23 protein-coding genes and 1 pseudogene are annotated in these 24,513 nt (G+C 70.2%); 8 read left to right on the forward strand and 16 right to left on the reverse strand.

The window, feature by feature from the left end; genetic code table 11:
* Positions 1-138 precede the first annotated feature (138 nt).
* Positions 139-351, reverse strand: a pseudogene (locus KBX21_RS27175) (CNNM domain-containing protein); the annotation flags it as partial.
* 357 nt (positions 352-708) lie between these two features.
* Here KBX21_RS27175 and KBX21_RS24855 point away from each other — a divergent pair.
* The gene (locus KBX21_RS24855; RefSeq protein ID WP_049571900.1) at positions 709-1,293 is read left to right on the forward strand and encodes a GNAT family N-acetyltransferase; all 585 of its coding nucleotides are present in this window, start codon (positions 709-711) and stop codon (positions 1,291-1,293) included.
* 51 nt (positions 1,294-1,344) lie between these two features.
* On the opposite strand, the gene KBX21_RS24860 is transcribed toward KBX21_RS24855, so the two are convergent.
* From KBX21_RS24860 to KBX21_RS24895, 8 genes are all read right to left on the reverse strand, one after another.
* Positions 1,345-2,472, reverse strand: coding sequence for a glycoside hydrolase family 26 protein (locus KBX21_RS24860; protein ID WP_210844055.1), 1,128 nt, complete (start codon positions 2,470-2,472; stop codon positions 1,345-1,347).
* A 104-nt stretch (positions 2,473-2,576) separates the two neighbouring features.
* Positions 2,577-3,470, reverse strand: coding sequence for a sulfotransferase (locus tag KBX21_RS24865; RefSeq protein ID WP_049572014.1), 894 nt, complete (start codon positions 3,468-3,470; stop codon positions 2,577-2,579).
* 204 nt (positions 3,471-3,674) lie between these two features.
* The gene (locus KBX21_RS24870; RefSeq protein ID WP_049571896.1) at positions 3,675-4,832 is read right to left on the reverse strand and encodes a S8 family peptidase; all 1,158 of its coding nucleotides are present in this window, start codon (positions 4,830-4,832) and stop codon (positions 3,675-3,677) included.
* Between the two features lie 462 nt (positions 4,833-5,294).
* The gene (gene cysN / locus KBX21_RS24875) at positions 5,295-6,563 is read right to left on the reverse strand and encodes a sulfate adenylyltransferase subunit CysN (protein ID WP_210844057.1); all 1,269 of its coding nucleotides are present in this window, start codon (positions 6,561-6,563) and stop codon (positions 5,295-5,297) included.
* Between the two features lie 253 nt (positions 6,564-6,816).
* A complete protein-coding gene (gene cysD, locus KBX21_RS24880) occupies positions 6,817-7,749 on the reverse strand; it encodes a sulfate adenylyltransferase subunit CysD (protein ID WP_049571888.1) in 933 nt (310 codons plus the stop codon).
* Between the two features lie 60 nt (positions 7,750-7,809).
* Positions 7,810-8,601: a 3'(2'),5'-bisphosphate nucleotidase CysQ gene (locus tag KBX21_RS24885; protein WP_049571885.1), complete on the reverse strand. Its 792-nt coding sequence runs from the start codon at positions 8,599-8,601 to the stop codon at positions 7,810-7,812.
* A gap of 3 nt (positions 8,602-8,604) precedes the next feature.
* On the reverse strand, positions 8,605-10,128 hold the full coding sequence (locus tag KBX21_RS24890) for a sugar transferase (RefSeq protein ID WP_049571881.1): 1,524 nt from the start codon (positions 10,126-10,128) through the stop codon (positions 8,605-8,607).
* A 309-nt stretch (positions 10,129-10,437) separates the two neighbouring features.
* A complete protein-coding gene (locus KBX21_RS24895; protein ID WP_210844059.1) occupies positions 10,438-11,400 on the reverse strand; it encodes a DsbA family protein in 963 nt (320 codons plus the stop codon).
* 67 nt (positions 11,401-11,467) lie between these two features.
* Between KBX21_RS24895 and KBX21_RS24900 the strand changes: the two genes are divergently transcribed.
* Entirely contained in the window at positions 11,468-12,019 is a 552-nt protein-coding gene (locus KBX21_RS24900) for a TetR/AcrR family transcriptional regulator (RefSeq protein WP_049571874.1), read from the forward strand.
* 31 nt (positions 12,020-12,050) lie between these two features.
* Here the strand turns inward: KBX21_RS24900 and pth are convergent, their stop codons facing one another.
* The 4 genes from pth to glmU form a co-directional block, all read right to left on the reverse strand.
* Positions 12,051-12,686, reverse strand: a complete 636-nt coding sequence (gene pth, locus KBX21_RS24905; RefSeq protein ID WP_210844061.1) for an aminoacyl-tRNA hydrolase — start codon at positions 12,684-12,686, stop codon at positions 12,051-12,053.
* Between the two features lie 106 nt (positions 12,687-12,792).
* Positions 12,793-13,392, reverse strand: a complete 600-nt coding sequence (locus KBX21_RS24910; RefSeq protein ID WP_049571871.1) for a 50S ribosomal protein L25/general stress protein Ctc — start codon at positions 13,390-13,392, stop codon at positions 12,793-12,795.
* Positions 13,393-13,745: 353 nt separating this feature from the next.
* Positions 13,746-14,714: a ribose-phosphate diphosphokinase gene (locus KBX21_RS24915; protein ID WP_049571867.1), complete on the reverse strand. Its 969-nt coding sequence runs from the start codon at positions 14,712-14,714 to the stop codon at positions 13,746-13,748.
* A 17-nt stretch (positions 14,715-14,731) separates the two neighbouring features.
* A complete protein-coding gene (glmU, locus tag KBX21_RS24920) occupies positions 14,732-16,198 on the reverse strand; it encodes a bifunctional UDP-N-acetylglucosamine diphosphorylase/glucosamine-1-phosphate N-acetyltransferase GlmU (RefSeq protein ID WP_082206404.1) in 1,467 nt (488 codons plus the stop codon).
* Between the two features lie 554 nt (positions 16,199-16,752).
* Between glmU and KBX21_RS24925 the strand changes: the two genes are divergently transcribed.
* The 4 genes from KBX21_RS24925 (at position 16,753) to KBX21_RS24940 (ending at position 19,975) form a co-directional block, all read left to right on the forward strand.
* Positions 16,753-17,742: a fatty acid desaturase gene (locus KBX21_RS24925; RefSeq protein WP_017542254.1), complete on the forward strand. Its 990-nt coding sequence runs from the start codon at positions 16,753-16,755 to the stop codon at positions 17,740-17,742.
* A 14-nt stretch (positions 17,743-17,756) separates the two neighbouring features.
* Positions 17,757-18,407 (forward strand): TetR/AcrR family transcriptional regulator, encoded by a 651-nt coding sequence (locus KBX21_RS24930; RefSeq protein ID WP_026128851.1) that lies wholly within the window; start codon positions 17,757-17,759, stop codon positions 18,405-18,407.
* 111 nt (positions 18,408-18,518) lie between these two features.
* Entirely contained in the window at positions 18,519-19,028 is a 510-nt protein-coding gene (locus KBX21_RS24935) for a MarR family winged helix-turn-helix transcriptional regulator (RefSeq protein ID WP_017542256.1), read from the forward strand.
* Between the two features lie 59 nt (positions 19,029-19,087).
* Positions 19,088-19,975: a GDSL-type esterase/lipase family protein gene (locus KBX21_RS24940; RefSeq protein WP_247666302.1), complete on the forward strand. Its 888-nt coding sequence runs from the start codon at positions 19,088-19,090 to the stop codon at positions 19,973-19,975.
* Here the strand turns inward: KBX21_RS24940 and KBX21_RS24945 are convergent.
* Positions 19,972-20,463: a glutathione peroxidase gene (locus KBX21_RS24945; RefSeq protein WP_210844062.1), complete on the reverse strand. Its 492-nt coding sequence runs from the start codon at positions 20,461-20,463 to the stop codon at positions 19,972-19,974. The two genes, KBX21_RS24940 and KBX21_RS24945, sit on opposite strands and share 4 nt — an antisense overlap.
* 153 nt (positions 20,464-20,616) lie before the next feature.
* Here KBX21_RS24945 and KBX21_RS24950 point away from each other — a divergent pair, with 153 nt between their 5' ends.
* Positions 20,617-21,039, forward strand: coding sequence for a TraR/DksA C4-type zinc finger protein (locus KBX21_RS24950; protein ID WP_082206402.1), 423 nt, complete (start codon positions 20,617-20,619; stop codon positions 21,037-21,039).
* A 30-nt stretch (positions 21,040-21,069) separates the two neighbouring features.
* Here KBX21_RS24950 and KBX21_RS24955 read toward each other — a convergent pair whose 3' ends face one another.
* Entirely contained in the window at positions 21,070-22,845 is a 1,776-nt protein-coding gene (locus tag KBX21_RS24955; protein WP_049571856.1) for an ABC-F family ATP-binding cassette domain-containing protein, read from the reverse strand.
* Positions 22,846-23,043: 198 nt separating this feature from the next.
* Between KBX21_RS24955 and KBX21_RS24960 the strand changes: the two genes are divergently transcribed.
* Positions 23,044-23,553, forward strand: a complete 510-nt coding sequence (locus KBX21_RS24960) for a lamin tail domain-containing protein (protein WP_049571853.1) — start codon at positions 23,044-23,046, stop codon at positions 23,551-23,553.
* Positions 23,554-23,609: 56 nt separating this feature from the next.
* Here the strand turns inward: KBX21_RS24960 and KBX21_RS24965 are convergent, their stop codons facing one another.
* A complete protein-coding gene (locus KBX21_RS24965; protein WP_049571849.1) occupies positions 23,610-24,509 on the reverse strand; it encodes a transketolase family protein in 900 nt (299 codons plus the stop codon).
* Positions 24,510-24,513: the final 4 nt, after the last annotated feature.

Below are 24,513 nucleotides of genomic sequence, written 5' to 3' on the forward strand. Positions count from 1 at the left end.
GTCGTTCCCCCGCCACCGTGCGGGGGAACGACCCGGCCGGATCAGGTCCAGGAAGAACCGGAAGGGCCAGCGGCCACAGCGGTCCCGCGGTCCCCGCCACTACCAGCGGGTGCCGGAGTTCCGGGTGTGGCCCCAGGGCGTGGCCAGGGTGATGCCCAGCTGTGAACGGGCCAGCGGCAACGAGAAGTCGCGGGCGCTCCTGAGCGCGGCGCGCGCCGACGCGCTGGTGTGCGCGGCCTCCTCCAACCGACACCGTCGCGCCGCCACCAGGGTGAACTCGATCGCCACGAAGAACCCACTCAGCGCTTCGCGCGGGGCGGGTGGGACAGGCAGAGAGACCCCGGACGGCAGGTGATGGCCGCCCTATCCAGCGCCGGGCAGGTCCTCAGCGCGGCGGCCCCGCTCCTCGGGAGTCTCCCCCGGTGGCGGTCCGGTGCTGGGACGGGTGCCGCTCGGGGGCGATGACGCGGTCGACGAGTTCGGCCAACCGCCTTCCCGTGGCGCGGAGGTCGAGGCCCGGGTCGCGCAACGCCTCGGCGACCAGGGCGTCGACCCCTGCCGCTGGCAGTGATGGCGATCGCCCTGGTGTCCGGACCGTGACCCGGCACGAGCGATAACCTCTCGTCACGTGTCCCGCACGGGGGCGGGCACGCACACGACGACACGCTGGGGGACGCCATCTTCGAAGAGCACACGAACGGGGAGCACGTGATCAGGGAAGCCGACGTCGAGGACGTGGCCGGGGCCGCCGACACCCTCGCCGAGGCCTTCCGGGACTACCCCTTCACCCGACACACGATCTCCGCGGACGACCACCTCGCGCGGCTCCGCGAGTTCCAGCGGCTCTTCCTCGCCGAGGTGGGACTCCCGCACGGCCGGGTGTGGGTGAGCGAGGGACTGGACGCCGTGGCCGTCTGGTCCACCCCCGACTCGGGCGGGGCCGAGGAGGTCATGGCCGAGATGCTGCCCACGCTGGTCAACCTCGCGGGCGACCGGGCCGACTCCTACGCCTCGGCGGAGGCGGCCATGGAGGTCCACCGGCCGAAGGAACCGGTCTGGTTCCTGGGCACGGTGGGGGTGCGCACCCGGGCACGGGGCCGGGGGCTGGGCCGGGCCGTGCTCCGCGCCGGACTGCGCGAGGCGGACGCGGCGGGCGTGCCCGCCTTCCTGGAGACCTCGACGCGGGAGAACGTCCGGCTGTACGAGTCACTGGGCTTCGCCGTCACCGCGGAGTACGACCTGCCCGACGGCGGCCCGCACACCTGGTCGATGTCCAGGCCCGTGGGCGGCTGAGCGCGCAGGGGCCGCCCCGGTGGCACCGGAGCGGCCCCGAACCGACCGGGCTCAGTTGCGGGTCACCGCGTATTCCGCGAGGCGGCGGACACGGTCGGGCAGGTGCACGTAGGGGTCCTTGCCCGCCTGTTCGAACCCGCGCCGGGCGTGCTCGTTGGCCAGGACCCGGAAGTCGCAGTCGTCTCCGACCTGGCTGTCCCAAAGCTTGACGGCGCGCACCCGCTCGTAGCGCCTGAGGACGTCGGGGACGTCCGTGTACCACTTCGTGGTCGCGCTGGGCCCGATGTCGGTGGTGCCCATCTCGCCGACCATGACCGGCTTCTCGGGGTCGATGCCGTGTTTGGGACCCTCCTGCTGGATCCACTCGTAGGTGGGCGCCAGGGCGTCCTCGAAGGAGTCGACGTGGTCCCAGTTGTTCATCTTCTCGCAGCCGGTCATGTTGTACGCCTCCCAGCTGATCCAGTCGACGTAGTCGTTGCCGGGCCACAGGCCGGGGAGACGGTCCAGGTTGCCGGGCCAGCCGGTCACGTTCCAGACCCAGATGACGTTGTCCGCGCCCTCGGACCGGTAGAGGTCGACGATGTGGCGCCAGGAGCTCACGAACTCCTCCGGCGTGCCCCGGTTGTTGTACCGGGCCTTGCCGTCGGCCTCGTGGTCGAAGGTGACGAAGTAGGGCACGTCCAGTTCGGCGATGGTCCGTGCCTGGGAGCGCAGCGAGGAGTCGAAGCGCCCGGCGATGATGTCGCGGTAGGCGAGGTTGGGGCGCCCGGGCTGGGTGAAGCCGCGGGCCTCGATGTTGGTGTGCACGAACCGGCCCTCGGCGATCATGCGCAGCTCGCGGTCACCGGGGACGTCGGGCTGGTCGATGCCGCGCCACGTGTAGACGATGTCCATCTTGCGGTCGGCCGCGGCCTCCAGCGCCTTCACGTCGTCTCCGTCGGGGCTGGCGCCCCACCAGACGCCGCAGGAGGGCTCGAGGATGTCCGAGACCGTGCAGTGGGTCTCCCGGGTGGAGGGCAGTCCGAGGAAGGACGCCGAGTTGGGAACCGGGCGGCTCTCCGGCGGCCGGTTCTCCGCCGGTTTCGCGGCGGCGGGGGGTTCGTCACCCAGCCCAGCCAGCCCCAGTGCGAGCAGTGCCGCCCCCGCCGCCGCCAAAACTCGAACCGGTCCGCCCACCATGGTCAACCGCCCCCCAGCTATCCCGATGACAACACAGAGTGTTCGCGTAATGACCATACGTTATCTTTTGCCGACGCAACACTCTGAGAACCAGGTAGCGGACATCAGTACCCATAGCGTCCGCGCGTGGGAGCGGTGAGCGCCTCCACCAGACACCGGCGCCACGGGGCCAGCCCCCGCCGCCATCCGTGGTCGGCCCGAACCCCCACGGGGCCCGCCTGGAAGCGCATCGGATTTCCGGAGACGGCGTGCCCCTCGGAGAGCTCCACCCCGTCCTCACCCAGCCGGAGCGGGTCGCCCGCGTGCCCCGCGAACGCGGCGACGCGCCCGAACTCGGCCTCGGGGTCGGCCACGAAGTCCTCGTAGCGCACCCTGAGTGTCGGGAGCCCCTGCCGGGCCAGCTCGTCCAGCGTGGAGTTCTGGGTCATCCACTGCACCGCCGCGCGCCCCGCCGAGTACCGGGCCATCTCCGGCTCGGAGCTGTCCGGCGCGGCGTCCGGGCGGGCCACCCTCTTGCTCCAGGAGTGCGCCACCGCCCTGGGGTCGCGCACCACGTGCAGGAGGCGCATCCTCGAGCCGTACCGCCAGCGCAGACAGGCGGCCAGGGAGGCGTGTTTGCTGGCGTCCACGATCACCCGGGCCCCGCTGACCTCGGCGACGGCGGAGTAGAGCCGGTGGTAGAGCTCGGTGTAGCGCCCGCTCCGGGCGGCGAGGGCACCCTCCCCCTCCGCACCCTGGAGGAGTCCCGGCAGGAACCGGGTCCGGTCGACGCTGTCCTTGAGCCGGAGCACCGCGTCCACGTCCAGGCGCTCCCAGCCGCCGAACGCCCGTTTGCCCACGTCGCCCCAGAAACCGCAGTCGGCGAAGGGCAGCCCGCACCCGCAGCGCTCGTTCTCCACCAGCCCCCGGCGCCACAGGTGCACGATCTCACCGACGGAGCAGAACCCGGGCAGCTCACCAAGGAGGCGTTCGATCAGCGTGGACCCGGAACGGCCCATCCCGCCGACGAACACCAGACGATATCCATCCACGACCCAAGGCTATTACCTTTGGTGATGGACCCTGAACGCATAGTGACGCTTATGCCCCAGCGCACGGCGACGGCCCCGGGTCGGGAGGTGTACTCCCGGCCCGGGGCCGCGGTGTCGCCGTTCAGTTCCGGTGGGTGTGGACGCGCGGGGTCTCCACAGCCCGGCGGGTTCCTACAGGCCCTCGACGTTCAGCAGCAGGTTCACGGTGCTGCTGGGGACGCCACTGAGCTTGTCCGCACCGGCGTTCTCGACGAGCCAGTCCAGGATGACGCCCTGGTCGTCGTCGCCGAGGGAGCTCTTGTACAGAGCGGCGGCGCCGGCCACGTGCGGGCTGGCCATGGAGGTGCCGGAGTAGCTGTCCGTGCCGCCACCGGGGATGGTGGACTCGACGTCGACGCCGGGAGCGTAGATGTCGACGGACGGGCCGTGGTTGGAGAAGGAGGCGGTGGCGTCGGACTCGTCGGAGGCACCGACGCTGACCACGCCCTCGGCGCCGCCCGGGGAGACGTTGCCCGCGTCCTGGCCCTCGTTGCCCGCGGCGACCGCCACGAACACGCCGGAGTCGGCCAGGGCGTTGACGGCGTCGTCAACGGCCTGCGAGGCCGGGCCGCCCAGGGACAGGTTGGCGACCGCGTTGGCGTCGGCGTTCTCGGCCACCCACTCGATGCCCGCGATGACGTCGTCGTAGGTGCCCGAACCGTCGTCGCCGAGGACCTTCACGCCGTAGAGCGAGGCGCCCGGCGCCACGCCGTAACTGTCGGCGCCCACGGTGCCCGCGACGTGCGTGCCGTGGCCCTGACGGTCGCCGCCGTCACCGCCGGTGGCGTCGAATCCGACCTCGGCGCGACCGCCGAAGTCCGGGTGGGAGTCGTCGATGCCGGTGTCGATGATGTAGACGGAGGTGCCGCTGCCGTCCGACTCCGTGGTGTAGGAGCCGTCCAGGGGCAGGTCCTCCTGGTCGATGCGGTCCAGGCCCCACGGGACCATGGTGGTGGCTTCGCCGACCTGCTCGATGTAGGCGACGCCGTCCTGGGCGCGCAGCTCCTCGACCTCGGCGGCGCTCAGCTCGGCCGAGTAGCCGTTGATGGTCTCCTCGTAGGTGTGGTTGACCTGGCTCTCGGAGATGCCGAGGGAGGCCGGGGAGACGGAGCTCGTGGTGATGGTGTCCTCAAGGACCACGAACCAGTCGCCGCTGGAGGCGGACGAGTTCGTGTACACCGGCGCGAGGTCCGAGGCGCCGGCCGTGGCGCCGCCGAGCGCCAGGGGAATGGTGAGTGCACTGACCGCGACGGCGCTGAACGCGACCCTGCGAGTGGGGTGCTTCTTCACGCGTTTCTCCTTGTGGGGGTTTCCATAGTGGGAGCACGCGCCAGGCCATAACCGTCCGTATTGGATCGATTGCGACCCTGTACGCGATTCGCACACTTTAGACAGACTTGACCTCCGAATGCCAGAGGCTGAGCGAATTTTTCTCAAAGATCACCCTCCGCACTCCTATCCGATAGGCCAGGAACACTCCGTTCGAGGTGACACTCTGGTTGGTCCTCACACCTGCACACGGCCCTAACGCCGGGTAACTTGGGCTCCTCCAGGCACACCATTGACCCTGACCCGATCGGCACCGAGGACCAGAAAAAGTACCCCGAGGATTCACACTCGGAAATGTCCTCTTAAGAAACCAGCGCCCGAGGGGGCCGGATCGGGCCCTCCACGAGCACCACTCGGAACACGCGAAACGGGGCCGCCAAAAGGCGACCCCGTGAGGAATGTTTATCCATTCAGCGGGTACGTCTAGTCAGCTTTGACGACCATTCCGGCACCCACCGTGGTGTTGGTGGCCTCGTCGATGAGGATGAACCCGCCGGTCTGCCGGTTCTTGGCGTACTCGTCCACGAACAGGGGCTGGGTGGAGCGCAGCCGCACCCGGCCGATCTCGTTGAGCGACAGGTGGTCCGCGCCCTCGTCGCGGTGCAACGAGTTCACGTCCAGCCGGTACCGCAGGTCCTTGACCACCACCTTCGCGGTCCTGGTCGTGTGCTTGACGACGAGCTTGGAGCGCGCCGTGAGCTTGCGCGTGTCCGTCATCCAGCACACCATCGCCTCGATGTCCTGGGACACCGCGGGCGTGTTGTTGGGGCGGCAGATCATGTCGCCCCGGGAGATGTCGATCTCGTCCTCCAGCAGCAGGGTGACCGACATGGGCGAGAACGCCTCGGCGACCTCCCCGTCCGCCGTGCGGATCTTCGCGATCCGCGTGGACAGCCCGGAGGGCAGGTGGGTGACCTCGTCACCGGGCTTGAGGACGCCGCCAGCGAGCTGGCCCGCGTAGCCCCGGTAGTCGTGCAGTTCGGGGTCGTCCGAGCGGTGCGGCCGGATCACGTACTGCACGGGGAAGCGCGCGTCGATCAGGTTGCGGTCCGAGGCGATGTGCACGTTCTCCAGGTGGTGCAGCAGGGAGCCGCCCGTGTACCAGGGCATGTTCTCCGACTGGCTGACCACGTTGTCGCCGTGCAGGGCGGAGATCGGCACGAACGTGAGGTCGCGCGCGTCCAGCTTGGCCGCGAACTCGGCGAACTCGGACTTGATCTCCTCGAAGCGGTCCTGGGAGTAGTCGACCAGGTCCATCTTGTTCACCGCCAGCACCAGGTGCGGCACCTGGAGCAGGGTGGTGAGGAAGGCGTGTCGGCGGCTCTGCTCCTGGAGGCCCTTGCGCGCGTCCACCAGGATGATCGCGAGGTCGGCCGTGGAGGCGCCCGTGACCATGTTCCGGGTGTACTGGATGTGCCCGGGGGTGTCCGCGATGATGAAGGTGCGCCTGGGCGTGGCGAAGTAGCGGTAGGCCACGTCGATGGTGATGCCCTGCTCGCGCTCGGCGCGCAGACCGTCCGTGAGCAGCGCCAGGTTGGTCTGTTCCTCGCCGCGCGCGGCGCTGGTGCGCTCCACGGCGTCGAGCTGGTCCTCGAAGATGGACTTGGAGTCGTACAGCAGGCGCCCGATCAGGGTGCTCTTGCCGTCGTCAACGGAGCCCGCCGTGGCGAACCGCAGGATGTCGTTGCTCATGGTGACTGGTCCTCTGCGCGAAGTGTGGGGCGGTCAACAACCGTGGGGACAGGAGATACGGAGGGGATCGCTGGCCTCGGCGAGGCGGAGGCCCTGGCGTTCGGACGCCGCAGAGGGTTCTGCAAGACGAGTCGAGCCGCCAGCGGGGAACGGGCCGGGCGTGGACGAGGATGCCGTGTCGCCCCCAACCCGAATCCCTCTGCGAAGGCGCCGGACAAGGGCCAGAGCGACGCGGAGGCCCAAGGGGACATGGCTAGAAGTAGCCCTCGCGCTTGCGGTCCTCCATGGCGGCCTCGCTGGCCCGGTCGTCGGCGCGGGTCTGGCCGCGCTCGGTGATCCGGGTCGCGGCGATCTCCGCGATGATGTCGTCCAGCTCCACGGCCGAGGACTTGACCGCGCCGGTGCACGTGAGGTCGCCGACGGTGCGGTAGCGCACGGTCTCGGTGAACGGGACCTCGGTCTCGTCCCGCTGGATGAGCGGTGAGTCCGCGAGCAGGATGCCGTCGCGCTCGAACACGCTCCGCTGGTGGGCGAAGTAGATCGAGGGCAGCTCCAGTTCCTCGCGCTGGATGTATCCCCACACGTCGAGCTCGGTCCAGTTGGAGATCGGGAAGACCCGGATGTGCTCGTCCCGGTTGATCCGGGTGTTGAACACGTTCCAGAGCTCGGGACGCTGGTTCTTGGGGTCCCACTGGCCGAACTCGTCCCGGAAGGAGAAGACCCGTTCCTTGGCCCGGGCCTTCTCCTCGTCACGGCGGGCGCCCCCGAAGGCGGCCGTGAAACCGTGTTCCTCGATGGCCTCCAGCAGCGCCGAGGTCTGGAGGCGGTTGCGGCTGGCCCAGCGGCCGGTGGGCTCGGTGACCTTGCCCGCGTCGATCTGTTCCTGGACCGAGGCCACCACCAGCCGGACCCCGGCCTGGGCGACGCGCCGGTCCCGGAACTCGATGACCTCTTCGAAGTTGTGCCCGGTGTCCACGTGCATCACCGGGAAGGGCACCGGGGCGGGCCAGAAGGCCTTCTCCGCCAGGCGCAGCATCACGATGGAGTCCTTGCCGCCGGAGAAGAGCAGCACGGGCCGCTCGAACTCCGCCGCCACCTCGCGCATGATGAAGATCGCCTCGGCTTCGAGGACGTCCAGCTGGGAGAGCTGGTAGCGCCCGAGCGCCTGCTGACTCGCCTGACCCATGGAATCCGCCTTAGAAATACCGACACCCAAGTCCGGTTCCGCGGCGGTGGGTGCTGCGGTTCAGCCCCCCGCGTGCGGACCGGCGCTGTCAAGGTCCGCGCCGTCGCGGATGCTTGCCAACAACATACCCGACAATTCCGATCGGCATACAAGGATATCGGGGAGTAGCGGGTCGGCTACGTTGTAGCGCAGCTGCGAGCCGTCGATCCTGGACGTGTGCAGTCCGGCGGCGCGCGCGACGGCGACCGGCGCGGCGCTGTCCCACTCGTACTGGCCGCCCGCGTGAACGTAGATGTCGGCGATCCCGAGAAGCACGGCGCAGATCTTGGCGCCCGCCGATCCCATGGGGATCACCTCGGCGCCCATCTGGGTCGCCATGCGCTGAACGAACGCCGGGGGCCGGGTCCGGCTGGCGGTGATGCGCAGCCGCTGCCCCTCGGGGCGCTCCTCCGGCAGCCACGGCGGGTCGACCGTGGACAGGCAGCTGCCCTGGGCGGGCAGCGCGACCGCCCCGGCGACCAGGTCGCCGTTCTCCCAGAGCGCCACGTGCACCGCCCAGTCGGTACGGCCGGGCTCGGAGAACTCGCGGGTCCCGTCCAGCGGGTCGATGATCCACACCCGCCGGGACCTCAGCCTCGACTGCTCGTCCACGCCCTCCTCGGACAGGACGGCGTCGCTCGGCCGCAGCCGCCCGAGCGCGGAGAAGAGGAACTCGTGCGAGGTGCGGTCCCCCAGTGTGCGCAGGACCTCGGGCTCGTCGAATCCGTGGCGGGCGCGCAGGCGCAGCAGCAGCTGTCCGGCCTCGCTCGCCAGGTCCCGGGCCACCTCATGATCGTTTCGGATGTTGTTCACCGGCTAGTATGCTCCCGCCCCACGGATCACCGCTGACCACGTCTTCCACAGGATCTGGATGTCCAATGTCAGCGACCAGTTTTCCACGTACCGCAGATCGAGTCGGACCGATTCCTCCCAGGAGAGGTCGGATCGGCCGCTGACCTGCCACAGACCCGTCATCCCCGGTTTGACCACCAACCGACGGCGGACGTCGTGCCCGTACTGGGCGACCTCCTCCGGCAGCGGGGGCCGCGGGCCGACGAGCGACATCTCTCCGCGCACCACGTTGACGAGCTGGGGTAGCTCGTCGAGCGAGTAGCGGCGCAGCCACGCCCCCACGGGCGTGACCCTGGGGTCCCGACGCATCTTGAAGAGCACACCGTCGTGCTCGTTCCGGGGCTGGAGGATCGCCTTGAGCGCGTCAGCCCCGACCACCATCGTACGGAACTTGTACACGGTGAACTCGGCGCCACCCCGGCCCACACGTGTCTGCCGGAAGAAGGCGGGGCCACCGCCCTCCGATCGGATCAGGACGGACAGGACGAGGAAGAGGGGCGAGAGCAGGAGGAGCGCCAGGGCGGCGGCGCAGCGGTCGAAGGCCCCCTTGACCACTCGGCGTGCACCCTCCAGCTCCGGGTGTTCCACGTGCAGCAGGGGCAGGCCGGCCACGGGGCGGATGGTGGTCCGGGGACCGGCCACCTCCATGAGCGCCGAGGCCACGTTGAGGTCGGTTCCGGTCTTCTCCAGTTCCCACGCGAGTCGGCGCAGTTCCGCACCGTCCATCTCGGGGCAGGCGAGTACCGCGACGGTGTCCGCGCCGACCAGGGCGGCTGCGTCGGCGGCGTCCGTGAAGGAGCCCAGGACCGGGCAGCCCTCCACCTCGGTGACGTCCGACTCGTGGGCGGGCAGGCACACGCCCACCACGCGCATGCCGTGGTAGATCTCGTCGCGGAACCGCCGGATGAGGTCGCTCGCCGACACGCTGTAGCCGACGACCACGACCCCGCTCATACAGGCCCCGGATCGGCGGCGCCGGTGCAGCGCCTTGCGGCGCGCGTAGCGCAGGCCGAGGGAGAGCAGGACGATCAGCGGCAGCGCGATCAGCACGTAGCCGCGAGCGAGGTCGAACTTGACGGCGTAGGCGCCGACCGCGACCGTCGCGGCCAGGATCGCACCGGCGACCGCGACCCTGCGGTACTCCTCGGTTCCGACTCCCAGGAAGCGCCGTTCGTAGCCGCCGCCGAGTCGGACGAAGACGATCCAGACCGGCGGCAGGACCAGGGAGAGCAGCAGGTAGGGCGTGGTGGTCCCGGCCAGGAGGGCGTCGTGGAACCGGACCAGGCTTCCGGCCAGGGTCGCGACCACGGCGGCGGTCAGGTCCAGGGCCACCAGGCCGAGGACGTAGGGGCGGAGCCAGGCGTCGGCCCGGGGTCCGGTGTTGACCGGAATCCGTCGGATGCCCCGGACCGGCGTGCCCGGCCGCACTGGATGCTCACGCCGTCGAACGGAGGGCTTTCCCTGGACGGTCCCACTGGTTGTCACCACGTATCCCCCAAGACCACGAACGGCTTCGAACACTCACCATGGGTAACCGCCCCCGCGCGTGTGGAAGCCACGCGGAAGGCAGGGACGGGGAGTATCGCCGGGCACAGAACGCCTGTCGTCAACCCGAACAGTAACCAAAAGTAGTCGGAAAATCGCTATCGGTGGCGGCCTGTTGGTAAAGAAGTCCCATTCCAACCGAGAATGTGTCTGCCCTGAGACCGTCCACGACCGTTTTGAGGGGACACGACTGGTCGTAAATCTGTCCTGACCGAAAATCGACGCAGTAGGTGACCACCCCCGGGCGCCGACTCAGACGAGCGCGGGGTCCATCACAGCGGACAGCCTGAGGTGCCGCCCGGCCTCCCCGTGCCGCCCCATCCGCTGGAGCGTGCGCCCCAGCAGCAGATGCGCGTAGGCGTCGTCGGCCGACTCCCCCAGCAGCGCCTCCAGGGTGCGCCGCGCCCGGTTCAGCTGAGCGGACCGGTAGTAGGCGCGGGCGGCGAGGAAGCGCACGTTGCGGTCCCGCGCGTGCTCCTCCATCAGGGGCCGGAGCAGCGCGAGCGCTCCCAGCGGGTCGCTCCGGCCCAGGAGGGACTCCGCCCGGCGCAGGCGCAGGACCTCCTCCGGCAACTCCCCCGGCCTCCGCCGCGAGGCCTCGGCCAGGAAGTCCGCGATGACCCCGGGCTCGTGCGCCCCGGCCAGGGCGGTGCCGCGGGCCACGAGGGTCGGCGAGGTGCGGACCCCGTCGGCGCGCCCGGTGAGCAGCAGTTCGCGGACCCGCTCCTCACCACCGCCCGCGACCAGCAGCGCGGCGCCCCGGGCGAACCCGGCCACGACGGCCACCTCCTCCAACACCCGAGCGTCGGAGATGTCCTGTGCCTCCACGAAGTGGGCGCGCATGACCCCCTCCGCCACGGCGTCCTGGAGCGCCGGGCCGCCCTCCTCCTCCGCCAGCGCGATGAGCCGGTGGGCATCGTGGCTGCTCGCGCGCCAGGCCGCGCCCCAACGGTCGGCCGGTCCCTCGGCCCGGGCGATCCCGGCGACCCGGTCCCGATTCTGGACCGGGGTCAGGTGCGGCGCGCAGGCACGCAGCGCCTCGTCCAGTCGAGGGTCGCGCAACACCTCCGCCAGGGGTTCGGCCACGGCGGGTGCCGAGGGATCGATGCGGTAGGGACGCCACACGACCTCGACTCCGGGGTCGGCCCGCGCGAGACGCCGTCGGCCGATGTAGGCCCAGGGGCAGACCACGTCCGCCCAGATCTCCACTCTCATACGGCCAACATAAACGACACCCGTTGGTTAAGCAACGGGTGTCGTTTTATGCGCGTACACTCACGACATGAACCCGGACGACCCCCGTGCGCGGCGCACCCGCGACCGCCTGCGCTCAACACTGCTCTCCCTGGCCGCCGAGCAGGAGTTGGAATCCCTGACGATGGCGGCCGTCGCCCGCCGCGCGGAGGTCAACCGCGCCACCGTCTACCAGCACTACCCCGATCTGGAGTCCCTGATATCGGACGCCATGGAGGGCGCCGTCTCGCACGTCGCACGCTGCGCGGAGCTGTGCCCCCTGGACGCCCCGCGCGACCGTGCGCCCGAACCACTGGAGGCGCTGTTCGGGCACGTGGCCGACCACGCGGTGCTCTACCGCCGAATGTTCTCCGACCGGGGCGGCGCCCGCCTCACCAACCAGCTCCGCAGCCGTATCACCGAGGTCCTGGCGGCGCGCTTCGCCGAGGGGGCCCGGCCGCCCGGGTTCGGCGACGTCCCGGTGCCCCTGCACGCCGCCTACCTCGCGGGGGCCCTGGTCGGGGCGATCGCCCACGCGGCCGGCGAAGAGGGCTCCCCCGGCGACCGCGCGCTGGCCACCTGGCGCCTGCTGCGCGGCTGACCCGCCCCCTGGAGTCGGGCAGCGGGCTGCTTCAGGCGGCGGTGTGGAAGATGTTCTGCGCCCGGCCCAGACCGTCCTTGAGGATGGTGCGCACCGCGTCGGCGGCGCGCTCCACGTTCAGGTCCAGCTCGGGGGCCTCCGCGGAGGAGAAGTCCCGCAGCACGTACGCGGCCGGGTCCACGCGCCCGGGAGGCCGACCCACGCCGAAGCGAACCCTCAGGTAGTCCGGGCCGGACAGGGAGGCGGTGGCCGACTTCAGGCCGTTGTGGCCGCCGGACCCGCCGCCCTTCTTGAGCTTGAGCGCCCCGAAGTCGATGTCCATCTCGTCGTGCACGACGATGATCCGCTCCATCGGGACCTTGTAGAACTTCGCCAGCCCGGCGATCGGCCCGCCGGACACGTTCATGAAGGTGCGCGGCTTGGCCAGAACCACCGGGGCGCCCTCGATCCGGGTCTCCACGACCTCGGCGTGCGCCTTGTGGACCTTCCAGCGCTCGCCCTTCTCGGCGGCCATGGCGTCCACCACCATGAACCCGGCGTTGTGCCGGTTGCCCGCGTACTTCGGGCCCGGGTTGCCCAACCCGACCACCAGCCAGCGCTCCGCCTCGACCATGTCCTCGCCGTTCCCGCTCTTCCGGATACCCAACCTGCTCAACACTCTCCACATGCCGACCGACACTATCGGCACCGCAACCGCACCCCGCCGCACGCAGAGCGCGCGGCCCCCCGGATCGGGGACCGCGCGCTCTGTGATGTGTGGTGCGGGACCGCGCCTACTCGGCGGCGGCCTCCTCGTTGGCCTCGGCAGCCTCGGTGCTGGTCTCCGGCTCCTCCTCCACGCGCGGCGCGGAGACGGTGAGCAGGATCGACTCGGGGTCGGTGACCAGGGAAACGCCCGAGGGCAGCTTCAGGTCGGCGGCGGTCGGGTTGGCGCCGACCTCCAGCCCGTCGATGTCGAACTCGACACCATCGGGGATGCGGGTGGCCTCGGCCTCCACGGTCACGGTGACGAGCTCCTGGTTGAGCACGCCGGGAGCCTTGACCTCACCGGTGAGGGAGACGTTGATCTCGACCTCGACCTTCTCGCCCTTGGAGACGACCAGCAGGTCGACGTGCTCCAGGAAGCCCTTGATGGCGTCGCGCTGCACGCTCTTGGGGAGGGCAAGGTTGTCCTTGTCCAGGCCACCAAGGCGAATCAGGACGTTCGGGGTCTTCAGGGCGAGCATGAGCTCGTGGCCCGGCAGGTTCAGGTGGCGGGGCTCGGTGCCGTGGCCGTAGAGGACGGCCGGCACCTTACCCGCGCGGCGGGCGCGACGGGAGGCGCCCTTGCCGAATTCCGTGCGGGGCTCGGCAGCGATACGTACCTCGGACACGACAAAACTCCTCGGGTTCAACCCCGCAGCACGGGGCACACGACTCCAGTAGTACGAACGATTCCCGCCCTCGGCGGAGAATTGTGACGGGGTCACCCAACTTGCAGGGGACTCGACCGCCCTGGTTCCAGGCGTGCCCGGCGAGCCGTCACCGGACCCGTCCGGCCCGGGAACGCTCGTCGCGCACCCCTGCCCGCGTTGATTCCAGGAGGAGACACGAAAGGAATCCACCCGGACACGGGGGCACTCGGCCAAGTCTACTGTCTCTGGTGACGACTCCGTACATGGCCCACCTCGGGACCGGTTCCGGCCTCGGCCGGACGGCACCCGCGCCGGGCGCGGGTGCCCTCGCCCTAGTCGAACAGGCTCGTGACGGAGCCGTCGGTGAAGACCTCGTTGATCGCGCGGGCGACCAGCGGGGCGATCGAGAGCTGCGTGAGCTTCTCGAAGGCGCGCTCCTCCGGGACGGGGAGCGTGTTGGTGATGACGACCTCGGAGATGCGCGAGTTCTGGAGGCGCTCGGCGGCCGGGCCGGACAGCACACCGTGGGTGGCGGCGACCAGGACCTTCTTGGCCCCCTGCTCGAAGAGGGCCTCGGAGGCCTTCACGATGGTGCCGCCGGTGTCGATCATGTCGTCGACCAGGACGCACACGCGGTCCTTGACCTCACCGACGACCTCGTGGACCTTCACCTGGTTGGCGACGTCCGGGTCACGGCGCTTGTGGATGATGGCCAGGGGCGCGCCCAGGCGGTCCGCCCAGCGGTCCGCGGTGCGCACGCGCCCGGCGTCGGGGGAGACGACCGTGATCTCCGAGTGGTCGACCTGGGTGGCGATGTGGTCGGCCAGGATCGGCAGCGCGAAGAGGTGGTCCACCGGGCCGTCGAAGAAGCCCTGGATCTGGTCGGTGTGCAGGTCCACCGCCATCATCCGGTCCGCCCCGGCGGTCCGGAACAGGTCGGTGACCAGGCGCGAGGAGATGGGCTCGCGGCCCCGGTGCTTCTTGTCCTGGCGGGCGTAGCCCAGGATCGGCGTGACCACGGTGATCCGCTTGGCGGAGGCGCGCTTGAGCGCGTCCACCATGATCAGCTGCTCCATGATCGACTCGTTGACCGGGTCGGCGTGGCTCTGGATGACGAACGCGTCACTGCCGCGCACCGACTCCAGGTACCGCATGAAGATCTCGCCGTTGGCGAAGGTGTCGAACCGGGTGGGGACCACCTCTATCCCCAGCTCCTTCGCCACCTCCTCGGCCAGAGCCGGGTGCGTACGCCCCGAGAACAGCATCAGTTGTTTCTGGCCGGTGGCCTTCATGCCGGTCACGTGTTTCTCCCCCACAGTCACTGCTTGTTCGCGGCGTCGGCTCTGTGCCGTTCCGCCTGCTCCGCCGCCTCGGCGGGCGGAGTTCCCGGACGCTTGCGCCGCGTCCAGCCCTCGACGTTACGCTGCCGGTGTCCTTCGGAAATCGCCAGGGCACCGGGCGGGACATCGTCACGGACCACGGTCCCGGCCCCGGAGTAGGCTCCGTCGCCCACCGACACGGGAGCGACGATGGTGTTGTCGCTGCCGATGCGGACGTGGTCGCCGATCGTGCTCCGGGACTTGTTGACCCCGTCGTAGTTGACGAACACGGAGGAGCAGCCGATGTTGCTGCCCACCCCGATGTCCGCGTCGCCGACGTAGGTCAGGTGCGGGATCTTGGAACCGGTGCCGACGTTCGAGTTCTTGACCTCGACGAAGGCTCCGGCCTTGGTCCGCTCGGCCAGGCGGGTGCCCGGCCGCAGGTAGGTGTAGGGGCCGACGGTGGCCCCGGGGCCGATCTCCGCCCCGTCCGCGGTGGTCTCGCGGACCTTCGCGCCGTCGCTGACCACGGTGTCGCGCAGGTCGGCGCCGGGGCCGACCTCGGCGTCCTCGCCGATCCGCGTGGTGCCGTAGAGGCGGCTGTTGGGGTGGACCACGGTGTCCGCGCCGATGCTGACCTGGGCGTCCACCCAGGTCGTGGCGGGGTCGACGATGGTCACTCCCGAGAGCATGTGCTCCGTCAGGAGGCGGTCGTTGAGGACGCGGCGGGCCTCGGAGAGCTGGACCCGGTTGTTGACGCCCTGGACCTCGTTCCAGTCCTCGGCGCTCCAGGCGTCCACCCGGTGGCCGTCGCCGCGGAGCAGGCCCACGGCGTCGGTGATGTACTCCTCGCCCTTGGCGTTGTCCGTGGACAGGCGTTTGACGACCTGGCTCAGGAGCGCGCCGTCGAAGGCGTACATCCCGGAGTTGATCTCGTCCACGAGGTGCTGCTCGGGCGTGGCGTCGGCGTGTTCGACGATCTCGGTGAAGGCGCCGTCGGCGTCGCGCACGATGCGTCCGTAGCCGTGGGGGTCGGGGACGCGGGCGGACAGCACGGTGACCGCGTTGCCCTCCTTCTCGTGCGCCGTGACCAGCGAGGCGAGCGTCTCACCGCGCAGCAGGGGGGTGTCACCGCAGGTCAGGACGACGGTTCCGGAGAGCTCGACGCCCTTCGCGGCCAGGTCCTCGACGGCCATGCGCACAGCGTGGCCGGTGCCGTTCTGTTCCTCCTGCACCGCCGTGGTGGCCTCGGGGGCCACCTCGGCCAGGTGGGCTCTCACCTGGTCACGGGCGTGGCCGACGACCACCACCGTGTTGCCTGGTTCGAGTTCTCGGGACGCGTGGAGCACGTGGCCGAGCATGCTGCGGCCGTTGAGTTCGTGAAGCACCTTGGGAAGCTTCGACTTCATTCGGGTGCCCTCACCCGCCGCGAGGATGATCACGGCAGCCGGACGGTTCACGCTCACTGGAGGAGACCCCTCGTGATAGCTGGCATATGAACGTCGGCTCACCCTTCGGCGGCGCGACCCGCATGCCGCGCGGGCGGCCGTCGGATGACCAGCGGCCGACATGGGAAGGATACATGTGTGTCACCGGCACACATCAGGCACATGAGGGCGCCACGCGCGCGGCGCCCGGCGGACGCCCGCAGGAGCGGGCCGGCCGGACGCCGGTGTGAGTTGTACCGCCGTCCCTCACCCGTGGGGCGCACGGGGTGCGTCCCGTCCCCTTGACGGGGACGGTCGCGTGACGGCGGGGGTTGCTCCCGGACCAGGGCTCGAACCTGGACGATGGGGACCAAAACCCCAGATGCTGCCGATTACATCATCCGGGAACGCTCCGGACCGTGGCCCGGACGCTCGACACCAACATAGCGCCTCCCCCCGGGGGCTTGCCAAACCTACGGGGTCGTAGGTTACGGTTACGTAGGAATAGGTTGGGCCGTCCCGACGGGTGCACCGCACCCGTGACGCCGTCCCGACCGGTGACGACGTTCTCCGTGACGAGGTGTGCAAGACCCATGACCGCTGCCCCCGAGGTGCCGACCGAAGGCACCGAGAAGCCCGCCGGGACCGCCGCCGACGCGCCCAAGCGTGAGGCGATCCCCGAGTACGAGCCCGAACTGCGGGGCAAGGCCGAGCGCTACACGGTCTTCGCCTTCGTGTTCGTGCCCCTGATCGCCCTGCTCGCTGCGGTGCCGTTCTTCTGGGGCTGGGGCCTGTCACTGACCGACATCGCGATCGCCACGGTCTTCTACGTGATCAGCGGCCTGGGCATCACCGTCGGCTTCCACCGCCACTTCACCCACGGTTCCTTCAAGGCCAACCGCCCGCTGCGGATCGCGCTGGCGATCGCGGGCTCCATGGCCATCGAGGGCAGCGTCATCAAGTGGGTGGCCGACCACCGCCGCCACCACAAGTACGCGGACGCCGAGGGCGACCCGCACTCGCCGTGGCGCTTCGGCGACGACTGGAAGTCCGTGGCCAAGGGCATGTACTACGCCCACATGGCGTGGATGTACCTGGACGAGAAGAAGACCTCGCCGCGCCGCTTCACCCCGGACCTGCTCAAGGACAAGGACGTCGTCCTCGTCGACAAGCTGTTCCTGCCGATCGTGCTGTTCTCCCTCTTCGCCCCCGCCGCCATCGGCGGCCTGGTCACCATGTCCCTGTGGGGCGCGGTCACCGCGTTCTTCTGGGCGAGCCTCGTCCGTGTCGCGCTGCTGCACCACGTGACCTGGTCGATCAACTCCATCTGCCACACCATCGGCGAGGAGAACTTCGAGGTCCGCGACCGCTCCCGCAACGTGTGGTGGCTGGCCATCCCCTCCTTCGGTGAGTCCTGGCACAACCTGCACCACGCCGACCCGACCTGCGCCCGCCACGGTGTGCTCAAGGGCCAGATCGACATCTCCGCCAGGGTCATCTGGGCCTTCGAGAAGTTCGGCTGGGCCACCAAGGTCCGCTGGCCCAACAACGAACGGCTCGCTGCCAAGCGGGTCAAGGTCTAGGATCGATAACCATCATGGGAGCAGCCGACAGCGAGCAGGGGACCCGAGTGCGCCGCAAGCGCATGACGGGCAAGGAGCGTCGGCAACAGCTGTTGGGGATCGGCCGGGAGCTGTTCGCCGAACGAGGGTTCGACGCGACCTCCGTCGAGGAGATCGCCGCGCGGGCCGGAGTGTCCAAGCCCGTGGTCTACGAGCACTTCGGTGGCAAGGAGGGCATCTACGCCGTCGTCGTGGACCGGGAGATGCGCACGCTCCTGGACATGATGGGCGAGGCGCTCACCGCCGACGACGCCCGAAGCAAGATCGAGAAGGCAGCCCTGGCCCTGCTGCGGTACGTCGAGGAGGACAGCGTGGGGTTCCGGGTGCTCACCCGTGACTCGCACGTGGCCTCCGGGACCGGCAGTTTCGCGAGCCTGCTCAACGACATCGCCAGCCAGGTCGAGCACATCATGGTGGACGAGTTCGCCGAACGCGGTTACGACCCGGCGCTCGCCCCGATGTACGCGCAGGCCCTGGTGGGCATGTGGGCGCTGACCGGCCAGTGGTGGCTGGAGGTGCGCAGGCCCAAGCGCGAGGTTGTGGCGGCGCACCTGGTCAACCTGGCCTGGAACGGGCTCTCCGCGTTGGAGGCCAAGCCGAGACTGGACACACGCAGGAAGCGCTGACCCTTCTGTGGCGCTGGCCACAGGAGGGGACGTCGCCCCTGGTCACCAGTGGGGCGGGTGGAATTCGTATACCCGCCCCACTATCTTGATGTCAAGAGATATGCTGGTGCCATGCGCGATGAGGTGGATGGGCTGATCGAGGCGTGGCGCTCCGAGCGGCCGGACGTGGACGTGACGCCCCTGGAGGTGTTCAGCCGGGTGTCCCGGCTCGCGCGCCACCTCGACCGCGCCCGCCGCACCGTCTTCACCGAACACGCCCTGGAGCCCTGGGAGTTCGACGTCCTCGCCGAACTCCGCCGCTCGGGCCCGCCCTACGAGCTCAGCCCGGGACGCCTGCTGCGCGCCACCCTGGTCACCTCCGGCACCATGACCAACCGCGTGGACCGCCTGGCCGCCGCCGAACTCGTGCGCCGCCGCCCCGACCCCGCCGACAAGCGCGGCGTGCTCGTCCGGCTGACCGCCAGGGGCGCCGAGCGGATCGACGCGGCCCTGGCCTCGCTTCTCAGCTACGAGGAGACCCTCCTGGCACCGATGCCCGCCGCGGAGCGCGAACAGCTGGCATCGTTACTGAGAAGCCTTCTCGCGCCCCTCGACGGGATCCCGTCCGGCCCCCAAGGGTGACGACCGTTCCGTCCGGGGGCCCGCGTCACTTTCCGTACGGGCCCTGGTTGGAGAGCACGTTGAGAATCCGTTGGACCGCCTTCCTCGCCGTGACCCTCGTCGTCGCGGGCTGCTCCGGTGGGGACACCGAGGAACCCACCACGAGCCACTACCTGTCCCTGGGCGACTCGCTGACCGTGGGCGTGCAGCCCGACGAGCAGGGTCGGGGCCGGGAGACCTCCGAGGGGTACACGGACGTCCTGTACCGCTCCCTGAAGGACGCCGACTCCACCCTCCGGCACGAGCGCATGGGGTGCGGCGGGGAGGACACCACGACCTTCGTCGGCGGCGGCATCCCCGGCTGCGACGACCGCTACGAGGCGGGGTCCCAGCTCGACCAGGCCGAGGAGTTCCTGCGCGAGAACGGTGACGCGGTCGACCTGGTCACCCTCACCATCGGCGGCAACAACTTCACCGACTGCGTGGAGGGCGTCCATGAGGAGGCGCTCGGCATCAACGGGATCGGTGTCGACGAGGACTGCGTGGCGGACGGACTGGAGCGCCTGGAGACCGAGGTGCCGGTCATCGCCGAGCGCCTGGTGGGGGCCGCGGACCCGAGCACGCGGATCGTCGGGATGACCTACTACAACCCGTTCCTGGCCCTCTCCCTCCTGGAGGAACCCGGGAACACGAGCCAGTCCGAGCGCACCGTGGAGATCCTCGACCGGGTGAACGCGTCGCTGACCGCCTCCTACGAGGCCGCCGGGATCGACGTGGCCGACGTGGACACCGTCTTCGACGGCTCCGACACCGAGGTGCCCGCCGACAGCACCACGGGCATGCCGGTCAACCTCCAGCGGATCTGCGACCTCACCTGGATGTGCGACGCCGCCCGGGGCCCGGACATCCACACCAACCTCGCCGGCGCCCAGGCGATCGCCGAGGTCTTCCGCGACCGCCTCCGCTAGCCACCCTCGGGGAGGGAGCGCTCGATGAGCTCCACGATCCCGGGGTCGTCGGGGACGGTGGAGGGGCGGAACCGGTGCACGGTGCCGTCCGGGAGCACCAGGAACTTCTCGAAGTTCCACTTGACCCGTCCGGCGTGCCCCTCGGTGTCGGGGACCTCGGTGAGTTCGGCGTAGAGGGGGTGCTGGCCCCGGCCGTTGACCTTCACCTTGCTGGTCATCGGGAAGGTCACCCCCCAGGTCATCGAGCAGTACTCGGCGATCTTCTCCTCACCGCCGAACTCCTGGAGGAACTGGTTGCTGGGAAAGCCCAGCACGGTGAAGCCCCGGTCCTCGTAGCGCTTCTGGAGCTCCTCCAGCGCGCCGTACTGCGGGGTGAGTCCGCAACGGGACGCCACGTTCACCACCAGGCGCACCTTGCCGGACCACTCACCGAAGGTGGTCTCGCGGCCGTCGATCATGGTCACCGGGATGTCGTCCAGGTCAGCCATGGTGTCTCCTCCTGAGTTCGGAACCGTACGCGCCCTGCGAGCAGCCTACGGGCTGCCTCCCGGCGGGAATGCCCGGCGGGTGGCAGCGTTCTACAGGAGGTCTGGTGGACGCGCTCCGCGGCCACTGCGGGAAACCGTCCGAGAGGAGGCGACATGGTGCCGTTCGAGCGTTCGGCGGGCCCACGGCCCGGAGACGGGTCACCGGAGTCCCTCCGGGACGGCCTCGCCGAGATCCGTGGGCTGCTGACCGCCGACCGCGAGCGCACGTCCGCGTTGATCCTCTCCCTGACCCGGAGCTTCGACTCGATCGTCGAGGCGACCCAGGACACGGCGACGGACGACGAGCACGACCCCGAAGGGTCGACGATCGCCTTCGAGCGCTCACACGCGAGCGCGACACTCGCCTCCGCTGAGCGTCACCTGGCCGACGTGGAAGCGGCCCTGGGGAGGATCGCCCAGGGCCACTACGGTCACTGTGAGCGCTGCGGAGAGCCCGTCTCCCCCGAGCGGTTGCTGGCCCGGCCCGTGGCCCGCACCTGCATCTCCTGCGCGACGAAGGCCCGGGAGGGCCGCTGATCCGTCACCCAGCTGTCGGCCTGGGGTGACTCAGTCGCCGACCAGCTCGGCCTGCTCCAGCCACACCATCTCCAGCTCCTCCTTCTCGGAGGCGAGGGTCCTGGCCTCGCCGTCGAGTTCGGCGAGCTTGGTGTAGTCCTCCGCCGCGGCCGCCATCTGCTCGTGGAGCTGTTCCTCGCGCTTGGCGATCCTGTCCATCCGCCGTTCGACGCGCTGCATCTCCTTCTGGGCTGCGCGGCGCTCCGCCTGGGACACGGCGGGGGTGGCGGGCGTCTGCACGGCGGTCTCGGAGGCGCCCAGGGGCACGGTGACCTCGTCGGCGGTGGCCTCCCGGCGCTCCAGGTACTCGTCCACCCCTCCGGGCAGGAAGGCGAGGCTGCCGTCGCCCATCAGGGCGAGCACGCGGTCGGTGATCCGCTCCAGGAAGTAGCGGTCGTGGCTGACCAGCACGAGGGACCCCGGCCAGCCGTCGAGGAGGTCCTCCAGCTCGGTCAGGGTCTCGATGTCCAGGTCGTTGGTGGGCTCGTCCAGCAGCAGCACGTTGGGCTCGTCCATGAGCAGGCGCAGCAGCTGGAGGCGGCGCTTCTCACCGCCGGACAGGTCGCCGATCGGCGTCCACTGGCGCTCGCCCCGGAAGCCGAACTTCTCCAGCATCTGGCTGGCGGTGTAGTCCCGCTTGCCGATGGTGATGTGTTCGCGCACGTCCATGACGGCCTGGAGCGGGCGGGCGGTGGGGTCGAGCTCGACGACGTTCTGGGACAGGTGCGCCAGCTTCACGGTCCGGCCGGTGCGCACCGTCCCGGAGTCGGGCTCGCGCTCCTCGGCGAGGATCTTCAGCAGGGTCGACTTGCCCGCGCCGTTCACGCCGACCAGGCCCACCCGGTCGCCGGGGCCCAGCTGCCAGGTGAGTTCGTCCAGCAGGGTGCGGTCGGGGATGGCGACCGAGACCTTCTTGAGGTCGATGACGGTCTTGCCCAGGCGCGAGCTGGCGAAGCGGACCAGCTCCACGGAGTCGCGGGGCGGCGGCTCGTTCGCGATGAGCTGGTTGGCCGCCTCGATGCGGAACTTGGGCTTGGAGGTGCGCGCGGGCGCTCCCCTGCGCAGCCACGCGAGCTCCTTGCGCATGAGGTTCTGGCGGCGGTCCTCCTCGGCGGCGGCCTGGCGGTCCCGCTCGGCCTTGGCCAGCACGTAGGCGGCGTACCCGCCCTCGTACCTCTCGACGGTGCCGCGCCCGACCTCCCAGGTGCGGGTGGTCACGGCGTCCAGGAACCACCGGTCGTGGGTGACGACCACGAGCGACTCCGGGCGGCCGCGCAGGTGCTCGGCCAGCCAGGCGATGCCCTCGATGTCGAGGTGGTTGGTGGGCTCGTCCAGGATGATGAGATCGTGGTCGTCCACCAGCAGGCGGGCCAGCCCGGAGCGGCGGCGCTCACCGCCGGACAGCCCGGACATGGGCACGTTGAGGTCCCAGCCGCCGAGCAGGCCCCGGAGGATGTCGCGGATGCGCGCGTCCCCCGCCCACTCGTGCTCGGCCCGGCCGCCCAGCACGAACTCGCCGACGGTGCTGTCGGGGAAGTCGTCGCGCTGGTGCAGGAAGCCGACCCGCAGCCCGCGGTTGTGCACGACCCGACCGGAGTCGGGTTCGGTCCGCCCGGCGAGCACGGAGATCATCGTCGACTTGCCGCCGCCGTTGCGGCCCACCACCCCGATGCGTTCGCCCTCGTCCACGCCGAGGGAGACCTCGTCGAGGAGCACGAGCGGCCCGTAGGCCAGGGACACGTCCTGAAGGTTGACCAGATTCGTCATCACCTCCCATTGTGCTGCCCCCGCGAAGGTGCGCGGACCGACTGACCGCCAGGAACGACACTTTTCGCTTGTCGGCTCATTTCGCCACCGATCGCCGCACGGAAGGGCTACTCTTCTGCCCTGTCCTCGGTCCCCCGCTTGGGAGCCACCCCCTGGAGGCTCGCACCGCAGGACGGACGCGTACCGAAAGGGGAGCCCATGCGCTCCATCCGTGCCGCCGTCGCGGCCGCCCTCCTCGCCGCCCTCCTCGCGCCCGTCCCGGCGCACGCGGCCTCCACCACGGGCGCCCTGATGATCACCCACGTGCGGCCCAACGCCGCCGGGGCCGACGTCAAGAACAACAAGCAGACCAACCTCAACGGCGAGTACTTCGTCCTGAAGAACGTGACGAAGAAGACCGTCAACCTCAGGGGCCACGTCCCGGACATCACCTCGAACACCTACGGCCGTGCCCTGCCCGCGTACAACCTCCCGGCGGGCGGCGTCGTCCACGTGCACACCGGCTCCGGGAAGAACCACCGGGACGCCAAGGGCAAGCACCACGTCTACCGGGGCTACGCGCGCCACGTCCTGCCCAACGACGGCACCGGGCGCAGCCCGGACCTGCGGCTGAAGAAGCCGGGCAGCAAGGACGACAACAAGGCCGGCGGCACGATCAGCAGCTGCAACTGGGGCAAGGCGGCGGACGGCAGAACGTACGGCTGTTAGGAGGGGAACGCCCGGGGCCGCACCACGCGAGGCCCCGGGCGGGCTCTGGAAGGTCGCTACACCAGGAAGAAGTCCCGGGCGGACTTCGCGATTCCCTCGACGTCCAGACCGTGGACGCGGTCGTGGTCGGCGGCCGTGCCGTAGGCGCGCACCTCGCTGCGGCGTGACACGCCCAGGGAGAGCTGGCGGTGGCGGCGGTCGCCCAGAGCCTCGGCCACCTCGTGAGCCGAGGTTCCCTTCAGGTAGGGCTCCACGATCAGCACGTCGGCGTTGCCCGCCGCACCGGTGAGGGTGCTGAGCCCCTCGTGGTCGAAGGGACGGACGGTGGAGGTGTGGGCCACGGTGACGTCGAGGTCCGCGGTGGCCTCCAGCACCCGGTCCAGCATCGGTCCGACCGCCACCACCACCCCGGCGGAGCGCGACGAACCGGTGCGCACCACGTTGAGGCGGGGTCCGACGGGCAGGGCCGCCCTGTTGCTGTGGGTGGACAGGCGCAGGTAGACGAGGTCGTCGCCGGGTACCGCCCGCTCCATCATGGTCCGCGCCTCGTCGGGGTGCCCGGGCACGTGCACGGTCCAGCCGGGGAGCGTGTCCAGGAGCGCCACGTCCCCGGGCGCCTGGTGGGTGCGGCCCTCGGCTGAGGTGTCGTGTGAGGCGCCGATGCTCACCAGGACTGCTCCGACGCCCTGGTGCGTGAGGGAGATCTTGAGCTGCTCGAAGGGGCGTTCGACCAGGAACGGCGCGTAGCTGTGCACGATCGGTCGCATGCCGGTGAGCGCCAGGCCTCCCGCGACGCCGATCATGGCCTGTTCGCGGATGCCGAGGTCGATCACCCTGCCCGGGTGGCGGGCGGCGGCGCGGCGGAACATGCCCGCGGAGATGGCGGCGAGGACCAGCGCGGTCCGGGGGTCGCGGTCGAGGGCCTCGTGGGTGGCTGCGGCGAAGGTGTCACGCATGTCC

Origin of the sequence: Nocardiopsis sp. B62, assembly GCF_018070675.1 — a bacterium.
In the GTDB taxonomy this organism is placed as follows: domain Bacteria; phylum Actinomycetota; class Actinomycetes; order Streptosporangiales; family Streptosporangiaceae; genus Nocardiopsis; species Nocardiopsis prasina.